General features: G+C 32.0%; 13 protein-coding genes and 1 pseudogene. 3 read left to right on the forward strand and 11 right to left on the reverse strand.

Annotation, left to right across the window (positions count from 1 at the left end; translation table 11 throughout):
- Window positions 1–503: pseudogene (locus QZ659_RS17685) on the forward strand (hypothetical protein); the annotation flags it as partial.
- An 846-nt stretch (window positions 504–1,349) separates the two neighbouring features.
- On the opposite strand, the gene QZ659_RS17690 reads toward QZ659_RS17685, so the two are convergent.
- Window positions 1,350–3,311 (reverse strand): M3 family metallopeptidase, encoded by a 1,962-nt coding sequence (locus QZ659_RS17690; RefSeq protein WP_291727875.1) that lies wholly within the window; start codon window positions 3,309–3,311, stop codon window positions 1,350–1,352.
- A gap of 377 nt (window positions 3,312–3,688) precedes the next feature.
- Here QZ659_RS17690 and QZ659_RS17695 point away from each other — a divergent pair, with 377 nt between their 5' ends.
- Complete coding sequence (locus QZ659_RS17695; RefSeq protein ID WP_291727877.1) at window positions 3,689–4,918, forward strand: nucleoside recognition domain-containing protein; 1,230 nt, start codon at window positions 3,689–3,691, stop codon at window positions 4,916–4,918.
- Between the two features lie 181 nt (window positions 4,919–5,099).
- On the opposite strand, the gene QZ659_RS17700 is transcribed toward QZ659_RS17695, so the two are convergent.
- The 6 genes from QZ659_RS17700 to QZ659_RS17725 all read right to left on the reverse strand — a co-directional run bounded on the left by QZ659_RS17700 (window position 5,100) and on the right by QZ659_RS17725 (window position 10,416).
- Window positions 5,100–5,684: a hypothetical protein gene (locus QZ659_RS17700; RefSeq protein WP_291727879.1), complete on the reverse strand. Its 585-nt coding sequence runs from the start codon at window positions 5,682–5,684 to the stop codon at window positions 5,100–5,102.
- A 96-nt stretch (window positions 5,685–5,780) separates the two neighbouring features.
- Window positions 5,781–6,257, reverse strand: a complete 477-nt coding sequence (locus QZ659_RS17705) for a hypothetical protein (protein WP_291727881.1) — start codon at window positions 6,255–6,257, stop codon at window positions 5,781–5,783.
- Between the two features lie 100 nt (window positions 6,258–6,357).
- Window positions 6,358–6,987: a hypothetical protein gene (locus tag QZ659_RS17710; RefSeq protein WP_291727883.1), complete on the reverse strand. Its 630-nt coding sequence runs from the start codon at window positions 6,985–6,987 to the stop codon at window positions 6,358–6,360.
- 69 nt (window positions 6,988–7,056) lie between these two features.
- A complete protein-coding gene (locus tag QZ659_RS17715; RefSeq protein WP_291727885.1) occupies window positions 7,057–8,307 on the reverse strand; it encodes an RsmB/NOP family class I SAM-dependent RNA methyltransferase in 1,251 nt (416 codons plus the stop codon).
- Window positions 8,308–8,413: 106 nt separating this feature from the next.
- Window positions 8,414–9,442, reverse strand: a complete 1,029-nt coding sequence (locus QZ659_RS17720) for a hypothetical protein (RefSeq protein ID WP_291727887.1) — start codon at window positions 9,440–9,442, stop codon at window positions 8,414–8,416.
- Between the two features lie 47 nt (window positions 9,443–9,489).
- Entirely contained in the window at window positions 9,490–10,416 is a 927-nt protein-coding gene (locus QZ659_RS17725) for an RNA polymerase sigma factor (protein WP_291727889.1), read from the reverse strand.
- Window positions 10,417–10,621: 205 nt separating this feature from the next.
- On the opposite strand from QZ659_RS17725, the gene QZ659_RS17730 reads away from it, so the two are divergent.
- Window positions 10,622–11,461, forward strand: a complete 840-nt coding sequence (locus tag QZ659_RS17730) for a caspase family protein (RefSeq protein WP_291727892.1) — start codon at window positions 10,622–10,624, stop codon at window positions 11,459–11,461.
- Between the two features lie 72 nt (window positions 11,462–11,533).
- Here the strand turns inward: QZ659_RS17730 and QZ659_RS17735 are convergent, their stop codons facing one another.
- The 4 genes from QZ659_RS17735 to QZ659_RS17750 all read right to left on the reverse strand — a co-directional run.
- Window positions 11,534–13,036: a hypothetical protein gene (locus QZ659_RS17735; protein ID WP_291727894.1), complete on the reverse strand. Its 1,503-nt coding sequence runs from the start codon at window positions 13,034–13,036 to the stop codon at window positions 11,534–11,536.
- Window positions 13,037–13,150: 114 nt separating this feature from the next.
- Window positions 13,151–14,815 (reverse strand): hypothetical protein, encoded by a 1,665-nt coding sequence (locus QZ659_RS17740; protein WP_291727896.1) that lies wholly within the window; start codon window positions 14,813–14,815, stop codon window positions 13,151–13,153.
- Window positions 14,816–14,879: 64 nt separating this feature from the next.
- Complete coding sequence (locus QZ659_RS17745) at window positions 14,880–16,052, reverse strand: hypothetical protein (RefSeq protein WP_291727897.1); 1,173 nt, start codon at window positions 16,050–16,052, stop codon at window positions 14,880–14,882.
- A 95-nt stretch (window positions 16,053–16,147) separates the two neighbouring features.
- Window positions 16,148–17,596 (reverse strand): OmpA family protein (locus QZ659_RS17750; RefSeq protein ID WP_291727898.1); only part of this gene is annotated, 1,449 nt, incomplete at its 5' end.

Genomic DNA, 17,596 nt, shown 5'->3' on the forward strand with positions numbered 1-17,596 from the left:
AAGAACAGCGCAAAACAATAGCCAAAATTCAAAGTTTTATGGGACAAGATAAGGCTATACATTGGTTTGATTTTGATAAATTTTATAAGGAAGTATATCGTACGCTTAGAAAAAACGGTCTTTTTGTAGTCTTAGGCTATGGAAAAATAGAGATAGATACAGAAATAGACGAAATAATAGATAAACTCTACTACGATATCTTGGGTGATTTTTGGGACATAGAAAGAAAGTATATTGATAAAAACTACACTACCATTCCGTTTCCATTTAAAGAAATTGAACAGAAAAAAAACATTGTCAATCAACTAGAATGGAACTTAGATGATTTAATAGGTTATCTGAACACATGGTCTGCAATCAAACATTACAATAATCAGCACTCAAAAAATGCTACTGCCCTTGAAAATATTATGGAGAGTTTGAGTAAAGTTTGGAGAAAAGAAGAAACCAAACAAGTAACTTTTCCTATTTTTTTAAGAATGGAAAAAATTAAAACTGTATAAATATTTGTATTTCAACAAGTTATACATTAATCAAAAATAATTACAGCTCTTTTTAAGAAATAGAGGAACTTTAAGGCATCCAAAGTTAGTTAGAAGATATAAATGAAAACCAAAAATATAAAATATGTTAAATTTTAACACTAACGTGTGCATTTTTTGAGTTTTCTACGTCTTATAAGCAGAAGACTAAAATAATAATCATTTAGTTGATGCAACCAAAACTATACTTTTTGAGTCTTCTAATTACAAGAAACTTTATAGAAGTTTGCTTACTTACTTTACAATAACAGAACTAATTAAATTCTATCTATTATGACAACTACAATCTTAACTTGGGTAAAACCTTAATTATTTAGTGAATTATTTTGATAAAAATAAATTAAACAAAATTTACACATTCAAATAAATTCCTCACCTTTTAAACTACCATAATAATTTATGAAACAAATTTTATGTGTAACCTCTCTGAATAACGAAGCTTTTCACTAGCTGCTTCTCAAATTTTTATAATTTTTGAAGCAGTTTTTTTATACTCATGTTTTGATGTGATATTTAGACATAAAAAAACCATTCCTCATACAAGCGAGAAACGGTATTTTTTATATTTATGATAAGCGAAAATGAAATTAAAATTGCAGTTGGCGCAAAAAATTGATAAAACAATTAGTAATTAAAAATCACAAACTGAAAGAATAAAACTACAATTCAATTTACATTTCCGACGAAATGGCAAATTTTGCCTTACACTATTAAGACCCAACGAATCTTAAAAGGGTTGCACAAAACTATATTTTTTTATGAAAAAATCAAAATATGCGTTTAAAAACCTTGATTATTCTTATTTTTTTATAATCCTAAAGACTTCAAAAAAGCTACTTTGTTAGGTTTTCGCCCTAAGAAAGCTTTAATTTGTCCCATCTCATTTTCGCTTCCCCCTTTAGAAAGTACCTTATCTACATATTTTTTTCCAACTTTTGGGTTCAACAATCCTGCTTTTTCAAATACAGAAAACATATCTTCTGCATATACTTTTGCCCATAAATACCCATAATAGCCTGCTGCATATCCCATTAAGTGTCCAAAACCAGATGGAAAATCTGTACCTTCTACTGGAGGAGTAAGGGTAATTTGACTTTGCAACTTATTGAATAACTCACTTGGCGACTCATCTGTCAAAGGGTCGTATCTATCATGTAAAGTAAGGTCATACGTTCCGTATAAAATTTGTTGTAAGGTAAATAAGCCCGAACCTACATTTCTTGCAGCTACCATTCTATCAAAGAGTTCTTTTGGTAGTACTTCACCTGTTTTATGATGTTGTGCAAAGCCTCTCAAAATATTATAGTCCCACGCCCAGTTTTCGAAAAGCTGTGAAGGTACTTCTACAAAATCTCTAGCAACATTTGTTCCTGCAAAGGCTGCCAAAGGCGACTTTGTAAGAAGCTGATGCAAGCCGTGTCCGAACTCATGAAAAACAGTAATTACTTGGTCGTGAGAAAGAAGAGAAGGCGAATCTTTTGTAGAGGGAGGAAAATTACACACCAGTGCTGTATGTGGAATCTGATAGCCTTTTTCAGTTTCTCTTCCCGATACCAAACCAAAACAAGCAGCATGACTATACTTATTTTTTCTTGGATATAAATCTAAATACATCTTTCCAATAACACTATTTCCTTTTCTTACCTCATAAAACAAAACATCTTCGTGCCATATAGAATGATGATACATTCTGACAAAATCAATTTCATAGAGTTCTTTACAAATTTTGAAAATACCTTTGAATACATTATTTAATTCGAAATATTGCTTTACTTCTTCTGCATCAAGGTTGTATTTTGTTTCTAAAAGAGTGTTATTATAAAAACCTGTCTCCCAGCCTTGCAACTCTTCTTTGCCTTCTGCCACACTTAGTAATTCCTTATAATCTTTTTCAGCCTTAAGTCTGACTTTTTTTGTTAGGTCTTCTTCAAATTCCCAAACAGTATCAGCACTTTTTGCCATTCTCTCTTCAATAACATATTGAGCATAAGTTTTGTAGCCAAGTAGTTTTGCCATTTGGTTACGCAATGTTATTGTTTGGAGAAGTACAGCCGTATTTTTCGGATTTCCTCTATTCAAATATTTGATATACAATTCCTTACGCAACTTCTCATTTTTTGCATAGCGCATAAACGGACGATACGAAGGATAATCTAAGGTTATCTTATAGTTTCCATCTTCTATTCTATGACGATTTTTATAATCTTCTGGCAGCCCTTCTGTATCTTTTTCTGATATAATAATCTCATCATAATGTTCTGCAATATTTCTTGAAAATTCATTGGAAAGGTCAGAGAGTTGGTCTTTTATATCTCTCAGTTCATCTCTTTTTTTCTGAATAAGAGCAAAACCATTGCGTTCGAAATCTCTAATAGTTTCCTTAATAAATTTCTTTTTATAGCCTTTTAACCAGCGAGCATCATCCGACTCACTATATTTTTTAATTGCCTTATACAATTCTTCATTTAGAGAAAGACTATTTCCATACCTTTGCAATACTTGTATGCTCTGATTGGCTTGTTTATATACTTCTGGATTTGGAGAAGTATGTGCTAAAAGAAATATAATACCTGAAATACTACTCAGATTGTGGGTAAGCTCGTCCCACTTTTCCATCTTTGCCTCAAATGTTTGGTCTTCACTCGCTAAAATGGAAGAAATAGCAGCATCTGATTTACGAATTATCTTGTTGGTAATATGGCGAATACTTTTAGCATCAATTTCTTTGAAGTTTGGGGAAGAGAAAAAAAACTCAAAATAAGAATCCATAATAGATTATTGTAATTGAAATAGATTATTTAAAATATAGGAGTATGTTTTTTTTTAGTAACAGATAAAAAGAACTCTTGTATTCTAAAAAAATATTTTGAAATATTTTCTTGTACATTTTATCAAGTATTATTCTATCTTTGAACTAATTTCTTTAGGGAGATATATATTTATTCTTTTTTTTTATCAAAAAACACTACTTAAAGGAATTACACAGTAAAAGTACACTAAAAAATTGAATTGAGCGTACTAATCAAAGTATAAAAAACACACTTGTAATTTATTTTATGATTTTGTGTTATTATTACTGTTATTTTTCTAGCATATAATTTACAAAATCACTTATTTATTACATTTTTACAAATTACACAATATAAATGGCTCTTAACCGAATTTGGACTGGCTTTTTCATTATTGCTTTTATTTTTGCCATCTTTCAGCTTCTTGATGGTAATGTTGAGGTCTTCTCAAAAATTACAAACTCTACCTTTGATAGTGCCAAAGTAGGCTTTGAAATTTCGCTTTATCTTACAGGAGCAATGGCTCTTTGGCTTGGAATTATGCGAATAGGCGAACAAGCTGGCGCAATAGAAGTACTAGCAAAACTTGTTAGCCCACTTTTTAGGCATCTTTTTCCAGAAGTTCCTAAAAATCATGGAGCTGTTGGAGCAATGTTAATGAATTTTTCTGCCAATATGTTGGGCTTAGACAACGCAGCTACTCCATTAGGTTTAAAAGCTATGGAAGAACTACAATCATTGAATCCAAAACCCAAAGAGGCTAGTAATGCACAGATTATGTTTTTGGTTTTGAATACTTCTGGACTGACAATTATTCCTGTCTCGGTAATGGTATATAGAGCGCAAGCTGGAGCAGTAAATCCTGCTGAAGTTTTTGTTCCTATATTGATAGCTACTTTTTTTGCTACTTTGGCTGGTATTATTGCTGTTGGAATAAAGCAAAGACTCAATCTTTTTCATCCTGTTGTACTTTTATATTTGGGAGGACTGACTGCCTTCATATCTTTCATTACGTGGTTTTTTAGTACGCTTTCTCAAGAAAAAATTAGTCTATATTCTTCTGTGGCAAGTAATTTTATTTTGTTTAGCGTAATGGTAGGTTTTATTGCTTGGGCAGCCTTTAAGAAAGTAAATGTTTATGAGACATTTATAGAAGGAGCAAAAGAGGGTTTTTCTATTGCTGTAAAAGTGATTCCTTATCTAGTAGCAATGCTCGTGGCGATTGGTGTTTTTCGTGCTTCTGGAGCAATGGAAATGCTCATTTCGGCTGTAAGCTGGATATTTTCTATTTTTTCTGTCGATACAGAATTTGTAAAAGCCTTGCCAATTGCCATTATGAAACCTCTTAGTGGAAGTGGAGCAAGAGGACTTATGATTGATGCTTTTACCACATATGGAGTAGAATCTTTTGTAGGAAAATTAGCTGCTACACTTCAAGGTTCTACGGATACTACTTTTTATGTCTTGGCTGTATATTTTGGTTCTGTCAATATCAAAAACACAAGATATGCTGTTAGTTGTGGACTAATTGCAGACTTTGTAGGTGTAGTAGCTGCTATTCTGCTTAGTTATTTATTTTTTGCTTAGGCATTTTTTTAAACAATCCTAGGTGGTTGTCTTATCTTATGACAAGAGATAGAAAATATTTTGTGGTAATAAACTTCTTATTTTTCTCTTCTATTTTTCAATTTGCTTTTGATTAAATCTGATTGAGGAGCTTAAAATTTTTAATACCCAATCCATCAATTCTACTGATTTTACTCATATTTTACTCATACTTATTCATCTCAATTTTTTCTCTACGACTAAGGTTCAATAATCTTTCTCCGACATATCTTTTTGCTAAGTTATTTACCACATTGTCTATCACGACTTCTTTGAGTATCTTTTTAAATCCCTCTACTCCTTCGCTCTCAATTATTTCTGTTACTTCTTCTTTTGGTAAAATATTTTCTTCATCTATTTCTAACTCTTCCTGAATAGGATTTCCAAAGTCTTCTCTAATATCTCCATCACAAGCTAATATTTTACGCATTAGTCGTCCATTTTCAATTAAACTAAATCCCGAAATATTACCTGTTTCATCCCATATCATTGATACAACTTCACAATCTTTGAGTTGCAGGAAAATATTTTCATCTTCAAAAGCACTAAAAGCAAGGTCTCTGTTTACGATAATCTTAGTAGTTCCTTCAGTACCAATAAATATATTTTCTTTTGGTTTACTGGTTTGATAAAATGTAACTGTCTTTGACTTTTTTAAACTGCCTTTACCTATGATATTCAAAATATCTTTATCTGAATAGAGAGTATTTTGGCATTTTATAAAAATTGGATATAGTCTAAAGCCCATTTTTTATTCATTTTTTGGTAGTCAAGTAGAAGCTATAGGTAGCAAAATAAGCTACTTTGAAAGTAAAGAAATTAAGTTTTTGTATTGAAAACATTTTTAAAAGACTTCATACTTTTCAGTTACAAATCTTAGTTTTTTAATTGCATTAAATAGGCAGAAACCAAAATCGTGATGAGGTAAATTTATAACTATGTCTGTGCAATCTGTCTTTGTAATTTTGAAATTGCCTGAATAGAGCCAACTCTTGTATTCTCTGAGGGTTTCAAATTTGTCTCTTGTCTCTTTGTTTCTTCCACTCTCTACATTCATAAAATTAAATTCTCTGATATCTAATCCATCAACTCTACTGATTTCTCCATTTTTTATAATGAACAAACACTTAGTTGTTAGGAGTATTTGATTTGAGCTTCCTAAAGCTAGGAATAACACTTCTACATCATTATTATCAAGTTCAACATTAATAGGTGGAGTATTAGACGTTGGTAAGTCTAAAAAATAAAATCCTGCTTTTTCCCTATAAACTTCAAGTGACTTAATAAGTTGAGTTCTTATTTTTTCCTTTTCTTTTTTCAATTTTTTTTCAGTTAAATTTTAGACGTTGGCAAACAAAAAATGATGTTCCAATAAAAATTAGAACATCATTTTTTTAGAAGGCAAGCCTTTTATCTACAAATTACCAATCTATATCATCTTCATTTTCTTGCTTTTCTACAATGTCGTTGATTCTCGGTTGTAGAATCCATATTCCGATAGGGAAAAACAAAAACATAAAAAACTCACTTGCAAATTCTCTAAAAGAAACTTCTCTCTGTAACTCTACTGTTTTAAGTGTTTTGGCAGCAAAATATATAGTGTATAATACTCCAAAAATAGAGACAATGTGTAGAATAAGTATTGCTATTCCTATCCATTCCATAGGAATTTGAGGTAAGTCTTGGGGCTTTATTTTGCTTATAGAAATGAACATAAAGACACAAATTGCACTCACATAAAGCAAAGGAATAATAGAGAATATTCTAAATTTTATTGTTTTCATCGAAACGCTTGCAGGGACTGCATTTTGAAGTCCGTTAGCTACCGACCAAAACCAGCTAAAAATAAGGGATGCAAAACCTACCATTATGAGAGGAAGAAATTTGGCAATGCTGAATATTTTGAAAATCTCACTTGGGTCTGGAGGCGTTCCAATATTTTTGACCATTGAAGATATAATTACAGCTATAGTAAGTATAGAACCAATAGGCACGCCCACCAAAAGGAAAAACAGTTGCCAGTGTTTGGCTTTTAATATTTTATCTATCATTTTATTTCAAGTTTAGTATTTTCATTATATACTGTTATTTCAAATATACGAATATTATTTTTCTTAGTTTTACTTTTTCCTCAACAAAGCCATATAAAAACCATCATAACCTGTCTGATGAGAAAGTATTTTTTTATCCCCAATAAACTCAAAACCTTGCCCTACTTTGCTTTTCAAAAACATTTCAACTTGAATTTGATTTTCTGATGGTAAGATAGAACAAGTTGCATATACGAGCTTTCCACCTTTTTTTGTCATTTGAGCATATTCTTGTAAAATGGTCTGCTGTGTTTGTTTGATTTCTTCCAAAAAACTGGAGGTAAGTTTCCATTTTGTATCTGGATTTCTACTCAAAACACCCAAGCCACTACACGGCGCATCTATCAAAACTCTATCAGCAGAATTATGAAATTTCTTAAACTGATTGTAGTCAATATCTCTTTCTTTTCGTTTTATGGGAAATGTTTTAATATTATGGACATTTGCTCGGTTGGCTCTTCTTCGAAGTTCTGTCAGTTTGTTTTCAAAAATATCCATTGATACGATTTGTCCTTTATTTTTCATAAGAGCAGCAATATGAAGTGATTTTCCTCCTGCTCCTGCACACGTATCAATAATTTGCATTCCTTCTTTTACTTCCAAAAAATGACCAATAAGCTGTGAAGAAGCATCTTGAATTTCGAAGAAACCATCTTTGTACAGTTTATTTCTGACAATACTTTTTCTTTTTTCTAGTTGCAGAGCCTCTGGATAATCTTCTATTTTCTCTGTTTCAATGTTTTGCTCTAAAAGCTGGCTTTGAAGTGTTTTTAAATTCGTTTTTAGTGTATTGACACGCAAAACAACTGGAGCTTGTTTGTTTAGTGCAGCAATTTCTTTTGTCCAAGTTTCATTTCCCAGTTCTTTTTCTCCTAACTCGTCTAACCAATTTGGAATAGATTCTCTATATTTTCGGCTACTTTGAAGTTCGTTGAATTGCTGTTTTATTGTATCAATATCATAATTTGTTCCTTCAAATTCTTCCCACTTTGGCAGTTCTATTTCATTTAAGATAGCCCAAATTGCAAAAAGTTGAAACAGATTTTGAGTAGAGTAACTTTGTACTTCAAATTTATTTTCCACATCTGCTATTTTTGCATACAAACGTTGCCAACGCACTAGTTCATAAATCGTCTCGGCAACAAAATTTCTGTCTCTTGCTCCCCAGCGTTTGTCTTGTTTTAGCGTAATGGCAACAACTTTATCGGCTTGTTTTTGATGATTAAAAATTTGGTCAAGTGCATCAATGACTGCCAAAACTAAATTACGATGTAGGCGCATAGTATTTTGTGTAGCAACCATCAACGAGGTCTAAAACCGTCGTTGAGGATTAATTAATAATAATTTTTATAAAATTACGCTACCTAAATAGAAAAGTCAAACCTTTTTAGTTTACCTTCAATACTACTCGTATAAAAATACTCTTACAGCTTTCTGAATTAGGAATAACTACTTTCTTTGTTTCTTTTCCATTTTCTACAATGCTGTATTCAGTTAGGTTATCTTCATTTTGGATTAGAGCTGTGTATTCTTTTATTCTAAATTGCTTTTCTGCACCATTTTCTTTGAGCCATTCTCCAAATTCGTCTATCGAATATTTTATTTCATTTTCTTGGTTTTCACTATATATTGTGAACATTGGTCTTTGTAACCACTCATTTTGTTCTATACAGTTTTGAAGAAAGTTTTGTTTTACATACTTATAATCTTCTTCTATTTCTGCTCTGTCTTTTTCTGTATTATTTCTACTACCAATCAAATCAAACTCTGTTTCTAAATCTGTTTTTAAGTTGTTGGCTTGGTTTTCAACTTTTGTTCTCTCTTCTCTTTCTCCTAATGTAGTCATTGTAGATTGCTCTTTAGGAAACTGTTTTATTCCAATTCCTATCACAAATAAAAGTAAAATTGTTGCAGCAATAGAGTATAGAAATGTCTTGCTTTGTATAGAGAATATTTTTGTTGTTTTCTGCTGAGATGCTTCTGCACTTTTATTGATAAAATTTTGATAGATAAAATCTTGCTTTTTTACTTCTTGTTCTCTAAGGTAATTATCTAGTTCTCCTTCTTTTTGCATCAGAAGCAAATCGATATAAGTTTCTCTATTAAATACATTTTCTTGTAAAAACTTCTCAACTTCAGCTTTTTCTTCTTCACTAACTTCTCCTTTTACATAGTCAGCAATTTTTGAAATTGGTAGGGTTTGAGAAAAACTTTGATGTATTTCTAGTTTTTGTAATGTGTTCTCACGTTCCGACTGGTGATTTTCTAACTGTTTTTTTTCTAGTAAAAATTCAATACGTTTTAGTTCTCTTCTTGCTTCTGCCGAATCGTCTAATATCGCTTCTACGTATAACAACTGACTTCCTGTGAGGTTGCCTTTTGCATAATCTGCCAATAATTCAAATCTTGATTTCATTTTTCTTATGTTTTAAATAGTGCAGAAACGGATGTTTTCTGTAATGTTTAGGATTTTACTGGTATTTCTTTTTTGTAGAAATTATTTTTCCAAAAGTAAAGTGCATTTGCCCATCTGGCTGTAATTTTATTAGGTATTTTACTAAAAAAACTATTTTTAAAAAGCCACCTAAGAAAATGCTTTAAATCTTCTTTCTGTAAAATCAGTGTTGCTTTTTCAAAAACTTTTTCAATATTTTGACAGTCAAAAATAGTAATGTCATTAAAAAAAGAAGATGCTGAAAGTAGATTTTTCTGTTTCTGTGTAAAATTAAACTCACTATAGCTCTCTCTATTTTCTTTGTAGTTTTTTAAAAATAACAAGGTCTGTTTTCTGCCTTCTCTACATCGTTCTTTTACGGCAGATAATGAGATGTTGAGATTTTCTGCCACTTCTTTTTGAGCCATTTCTGCATAATAATGTAAATAAGTAGCTTCTCTTTTTTTCTCATTCAAAAGACTACAACAAAGCTCCAAAACCAAATTCAATTCACTTTCTGAGTTTTCATTTTGTTCTTCTCTTTCGTAATTCTCTTTTGCTTTTCCATTTAAAAAATGTTCGTTGGAAGAACTATTTTCATTGTCAGAATTTTCTAAACTAGATGTGGTATTTCGTCTCTTTTCTTCCTTTCTAAATAAATCTATACCTTTATTTTTATAAATTCTAAAAAATAGTCCTTCTGCATTTGTGATGTCTTCTCCTTTTTTATCCAAATTTTCAAAAAAGGCTTTCACAGTATCTATAAATATATCTTCGAATTCGGCTTCTAAATAAAACGTGTCTAAATGTCCAGTTAGAAGGTATGCTTTTGCTTGGCTTTTAATGCTTTGTAGATGTACGAAGATAGAACCACTATACCGTTGTCTTTCCTTCTCACAAGTAGCATCAGAATAAAGTACACACAATTCTTTTAGAGTAATATTTTTCAAACTCATACGCATAATTCAGTAGTTAAATCAAGTTTTAAGATGCAATCACAACTTGTTTATAATTTCATTATCGTACAAAATAGCAAAAGGATAGTTTTTTGAAGAAGAATTTTTCTAACAAGAAAAAATAACCTTCAACACTCAATAAAAGCATTATTTTTGAGAGTTAACTCTTTTATAAAAAATCATCTTAGCTAATTTTTTTTCAATTATGAAACATGTTACTGTCTCTTTTTTTGTCTTGCTTATACTTTTTTCCTTTACTTCTAAACCACAGCAAAACAACCAAGAAAAATTTATTCTGATTCAATGTGGAGCAACTTCTGACCCCAACGAAGATATCAGAAAAGGAGTACAAAAAAATATGGATGGAATGGAAGAGCTTATGAAGAAAATAGCTACCATTTTGAACAGAGATTTTGAAAATATAGAATTAACAGGAAATAACTTCAATGACCAAACCCTTAAAAAACAATTAACCACTTTAGAAAATAAATATGAAGGGCAAAAGCCTATTATTGTTTTTTATTATGTCGGACACGGAGAAGCAGATAAAGAAGTAGAAACTGAGTTGCCTTATCTTTTATTCAAAACAAGACGAGATGCAAATAATAATTTGATTTCTCTTAATCCTAACGGCTCAATTTATTTAGGTACAATAAGTAATCAAATAGAAGCTAGTTTTCCATACTCTACTCGTTGGGTAATTGCAGAAACGTGTAATCAGTTTTTAAAAAATTCACAGATTCATAATTATTCTAGTGGAGTGAGTGTAAATGCAGGCACACAGAGTCAGCTTTTGAAGCAAAATATGACAGACGTTTTCAAAGAATCTCTTACTATCTATTCTTCTAAGAGAGGAGAGCCTGCTTACATTACAAAAGACGGAGGTGTATTTTTCGCTTGGTTTGATGAAATATTTACTGACCTAATTGATAACCCAGAAGAACTGACACTAAATAATTTGAAAAGAAAACTTATCAAGAAACAAAGAACACGATTCGATTATCAAGGAAAAGAAGTAATGCAGACATTGGGGTTTGGAAAATAGATAAGATATTTGCTTTCCTTGTTGACGACGACTGCATTTTAACCCTCAACAACAGTTAATTTTTACTATTTTCTACCCAAATAGCCAACGCACCAAGAAAAAGCGTTTTTTAGTCTTTCCATTTCGCATATTGTTTTGCTTTTTGGCTTTTTCGTTTCTCTGATTTGCTTTCTTTACCTTGTTTGGAGGAATGCCAACTGTTAAGGAACTGCTCTCGTCATAAAGCGAACGTGGATTTGTTGCCGTAACTCGTACGACACAGTTTTTCTGATATAAACCATCTTTTATTTTACATTTGTATTCACCTACATTGACCACATTATAAGAAGCTAAAGAAGTAATAAATTTTCCACCCTTCGTGTATAAATCTATTTCTACATCTTTTATAGATTGTGATTCCCAATAGACAAGCAGTGTAGAGGTCGAATCGTTCTGATTTTTCAGATTTCTTGGAAAAAAGGCAGCCTGTACATTCTCAATTTTTGGAGGCAGTGTAGTAATGACAACACTTGTATCACTCACTTTGAAAGACGGAGTTTTGAGATGAATAGAATTATTTTGCTCATTGAAAAGATGAATAGAATAACTCTGATTTTTAGTAAGCGTATCTGGAACAATCCAATACATAAACCCTACTGAATCATTTTTGAGTATAAGTTTTGAATCTATAATTCTTTCTTCTTTATCGCCTTGATGTACTTTTGCCCAAAGCTCTGCTGTGGCGTTTTGTAAAACTTTCTTTTCTGCTTTTTTCTTTGTCGTTATTATAATTTCTTGCTGGGCTTTCAAAAAAACTGTATCTCCTCCATTATATATCTCTTTAAAATCAGAAGGTTTATTTTCAAAAATAGTGCTGTCAATTTGTTTTCCTGCTCTAAGTCTTTGAAGTTCTTTTTTCATAGTTTCCTTAGACTTTGTCCACTCCCATGTTACGAGCTGTAATGGATTTTCATGAGTAGATTTTATGTATCCTTTCAAATTTGTAATGCGTCGCTGCTTTCCCACCAAGAACGACTTCCAAGTATTTCCATTTTTGAAATTGGCAAAACGATATTGTTCTGGAATACGCTTAACTAAAGAATCATTACCATTTTTGGACGTAGAAAAAACATTAACTGTTGTGTGTACAACAGAAAAAATAGTGTCTTTACTTGCTGAAAACTGTAAAGGCAAAAGCGTATTTGCTCCAAATTTGTAATTTCTTTTTGCTAAATCAACCACATGGAACTGCCAGTAATTCCGTAGTGTAATCATTTCTTGATATGGGTTTTCTACGTCAATCATGCTTCGTTCACACGTTTTTTCATCTAAAAAATTTTGAGCTAGATAGCCCTGTATTCTATCAGAATTATCGTCTTTGTTCTGCTGTTCTCTAGTTTGTAGTATATGATTGCTCTCTTTTCCTTGTCGATAACATAAAGAAAATAAAGAATCTAATGTATTCTGATTAGAGATGATAATTTCTTCTTCATCATAAGAACTCATTACAAAAATATTATCTGTCGTATCAGTGATAGAAATATCTAGTGAGTCTGTTTGAAAAAAAAAGGAAAGTAGAAGAGTAAAGTAGAGCATAGTTCAATTCAATTACGAAATAGTCTAGCGCAAGATTCTATCTTGTGCTTATCATTGTGTCAGCATATGCTGACGAAGAAGTGTGTCCAAGCAGAATGCTTGAACAAGAAAAAGTTAGTTACAATCTGTATTAAAGCCAACAATTTTTACATCTGTAAAATACCATTCAAATTGTTGATTATTTGGATTATAAACTATACGAACTGTTATATTTTTTTCTGTACAGTCTTCGTAAAGATTTTGCTTTCTTCCTTTTTTTCCTTCAAAATGCTGATAAAAAGTAACATCACCTTCCCAAATATTTTTAGATTTTTGTTTAAACTCATTCTCTTCACAAATCTTGATTCTGTAATCATCTAAATAAATACTGATTTCATCGTAGAGTTTGTTTGAGCCTTCCATCGTTCGTTTGAGTTTTTTCATATATTTTTTTACTGGGAACGTTCGTGGACTAGGTCGCTTTGCACTACACACTTGATAAGGACAATCACTATCTTTATTAAAATAACTAGACAGAATATTGAGATAATATTGTTCGGCTACTTTATAAGAAATATTTTTTGACTGTACTTCTTGTAAATCTCTCAAAAACTCCTCTGTTGGTGTAGGAATTGTCTTGGCAAACCACTTATAGGCATTGATTCGTTTTTGCTCGTCTTCGTCGCTATTTTCATTCTCATTTACACTACTGTTTGCCTCTACATTTGTAGTTTCTTGTTGTGTATCAATGGGATTATCGTTTGTATTTTTTGCTATTTGCTCATTTTGTGTAGAATCATTATTACTGTCTGTGTTTTCACTATCATCAGATGCACTACTGTTTATTTCTACTGAATTGCTTTCTAATTTCACTTCATAAAAAGGAATTTGAATAATAAATTCATCATACGCATTCGGATTGTGAATAGTAGCAGCAGCAGCTTCTGTTTTTACTTTTACTTCCTCAAAAAAATCTTCAAAGGTTACTTTCTTTTCATTATTTATAAACACATCTTGAAATACATTTTCATATTGAGCAATAAAAACACAACGGTCGTTTTCATTTACAGAGGTCATATCTTTTCCTGTGCTGATAATATACGCTATTCCATTTTGATTGAATAAAGTATAATTTGACTGTTCTAAAGGTGTAAAAGGCGCACTAAGTGAAATATTTTCTGAAGTGGTAGGCTGATTATTTGTTACCTGTGTATCATCTCCTACATTATTAGGCTGCAAGACCAAGCCTCTTGGAAGCTCTGTGTCGTTACAAGCATTTATAATAACCAGTTTGAGTTTGTACTCTTCCATTGCCTCTATTTCATCTAATAAATCCTTTGAAGAATATGTCGTTCCATCTGCAAAATGTAAATCTGGATATTGAGGATAAAGATTATTTTTAGTTCCATGAACCAAAATAGAAAATACCATAACATAATCCACTGTTGCTGTATCTTCTGGCGTGTCGTTGAGAATTTCCATGAGACTAGAAAGTGTCAGTTCGTCATCTTTATACACATCAGATGAATAAATAGGGAAATATTCTCCTATTTTTTTTTCCATAAACTGTAACCTCTTAACAGCATCTTCCATTGCAGGGGCGATATTATCTATTGTTTGCATAGACGGAATAGTATGTGCCATCGTAAAAAAACGCACCATTCTCTTTTTATGCTGTTGTGCTTGTGCAAAATTTAAAAAAATGAATGTAAAAAATAAAGCAAGTAATAGTCGTTGGTGGAGACACCAACAACGGCAGATAAAAAAAGTAGGTGGTAATTTGGTAGAATGTAATTTCATTTGTTGAATTGTTTTTAAATGCAAACCGTCGTTGAGGCTCAAAATACAGCCGTCAACGAGGAAATTAATTTCCTATGATTTCCCCAAGTAATTTGAATCTATTTTTTTCGGCTAATTTTTCATCAAAAATTTGAATTTTGGTTTGTCCTTCACGGTTTTTCCCTACTACAATTAGTTTTTCTTCATGAATCAAAACGTCATAGGCATCTATCAACGAAGAACTATATTTTTCCTTTGGCTCACGAGGATTCAAAATATCAAACACCTTGAGTTTATTTCTATCACAGATAAATAAAAACTGCTCAGAAGAAGATAAGGCTAGACCTCTAGGCGCATCTAAAGGAATAAAGTTTGACAAAACTGCTCCACTAATTCCATTTTTTAGAGATACAATTTCTAATCTACTATCCTGTCCTTCACACTCTCCTTCTGCGTTGAGTGTAATGTAAGCGTAGTCTCTAGTTGCTACAACTGGGTCACAAGAACGCTCATGAGAAAATTTCTGAGGCTCTTCTAAGCGATTTAGATTTGAAATACCTAAGATATAGAGAGCATCTTTTGCACCAATAAAAAGACGATTATAAGATACAAAAGCCGTTTCGATAGTTGCATCAGAAGAAACTCTGATACTTTTTTCTGCTTTTTTGAGTGTTTTTTTATCTAATTCTACGATGTGAAGGTTATTTTTATCTATGGCAAAAAGTGTGTTTTCGGAGAGCGCAAAACGAGACATTGACCCTTGTACAGAATTGCCTTGTGTTCCGTTTAAGCTAATAGCTGGAGCATATTTTTTCAAAAATTCGTCAATATCTTCTGTGTCTGAACTAGCTATTAGTGTTTTTTTAGAACTACGACTGCCTTTTGTTCCCTGTGCTGGGTAGAATTTTATTTCATCTTGACTTCCTCTGCCATTTCCATTTTCAAATAAGTCTTTAATTCTTTTTCGGTTGGGTTCTTCTACATTTTCAAAATTATCCCCAACTGAAATTCCGACCAAATCATTTTGATTTTGAGTGTACAAAATACCATTTCTGATAACAGCATCCGTAGAACCTTCCACCTTCAAAAAACCTCTAAACGTAGGACTTGCAGGGTCTTTGATATCGTGAACTACCCAGCCTTCATTTGGAATGTTATGAAGCAAAAAATTATCAATCGCAATGATTTTGTTATGATTCTGTGCTATGGAAAGTGTTGTCAAGCACAGAAAAAGTAGTAATAAAGTAGATTTTTTCATAATTTATTTTTAGTTCTGATTAATGCCGTTTTATAATATTTTTGCCAAAACCCTAAGTCTCTTGAAGACACTTAGGGTTTGTTTGATGTTGATGTTTATCTTTTCCTCACAATCATTTCTACTCGTCGGTTCTGTTCTCTTTCTGCTTCGGTTCGATTGCTTGTAATCGGCTCTTCTTGTCCGTGTGGAAAAATAGTAATTCGATGCGCTTCAATGCCTTTAGAAACCAAATAGTTTTTGACTTTTAATGTTCTTTTTCCAGAAAGCTCAAGATTTAAGCGTGGTATTCCCACATTGTCAGTATGTCCGTGAAGCTCTATCACAACTTCTTGATTTCTTTTCAAATAATCTACCACTTTATCTAGCTTTTCCTCTGAATCATCAATCATCACGTCTTTTGAGCGTTCGAAATGAAGAAGTAGATTTATTTTTTCGTTCAAGACAAAATTTTGCTGCCTTTCAGGCTTTTCTTCTGCTAAGTCATTGCTATTTTTTCTAACCTTTTTCCAGATTCGAACTTTATTGCCGTCTGCTGTAGCTAAAAGAGAATTATCATGGCTTATGTCTAAATCTTTTACTGACAATCTATGAGCTCCAAGTTTCTGTTTTTCTTTTACATCTAACGCATTATTCACTTTATCAATATTCCAAAGGCGAGCCGAATTGTTGTAAAAACCTGTCAGAAGAAACTGCTCATCTTTCGAAAACTTAAAAACACTAGAGCCTTTCCCCAAGCCTGCTTGAAATGATTTTACAATTTTATTTTTAGCAATATCCCACATCAAAACTCGCCCATCTACTGTCCAGCCTGCCAAAATATTTTTTGAAGGCAAAACATCCAATTCACAAATTTTATCATCAAAAGCTGCATCAGTAGCTCCGATTTGAGCCATCATCTGATTGGTTTTGGTATTGAAAATTGCCATTTTCCCATCATAACCTATTGCCAAATTTCCGTTTATCATCTTTCCAGACGTGATAGAATATTCATAGGTCTGCCATACCTGCTCCATTCTTGGCGAGCGAATATCTGCTCTCATAATTTTTCTGTTATTTCCTCCAAAATAAATTTGTTCTGGATGTTCTGTATCAAAAACAACAAACGTCGGCTCATAGCCTTTTACGTTGTCGTAAGCAGGAACAGCTGGGTTTTGGTAATCTTGAATAATATTTCCCGTCTTGATGTCCCAAACTTTGACTGTTCCATCGTAGGAAGCTGTAGCTAGAATTTTATTGTCTTCCGAAAACTGAATATCTGTAATCTTGCCTGTATGTCTTTCGAAACGCTGTTCTAGCTTTCCATTTTGAGCGTTCCAAAGTAAAATTTTTCCTTTGTGGTCGCCAGAAGCTACATAATTTCCAGTCTTGTCAAAGGCAACTGTCGTAACACTCTGAACGTGCAAGCCTTGGTAGGTAAATACGTTCTGATACTCTGTATTTAGAATTGCTGTCTGAGAAAAAACAGAATGAAAAAGTAAGAAGAGTAGAAAAAATAGCAGATTAAGTTGATGTAGAATTTTCATAACTGATAAAATATTTTTTTT

Source organism: Bernardetia sp., from assembly GCF_020630935.1.
Lineage (GTDB): Bacteria > Bacteroidota > Bacteroidia > Cytophagales > Bernardetiaceae > Bernardetia.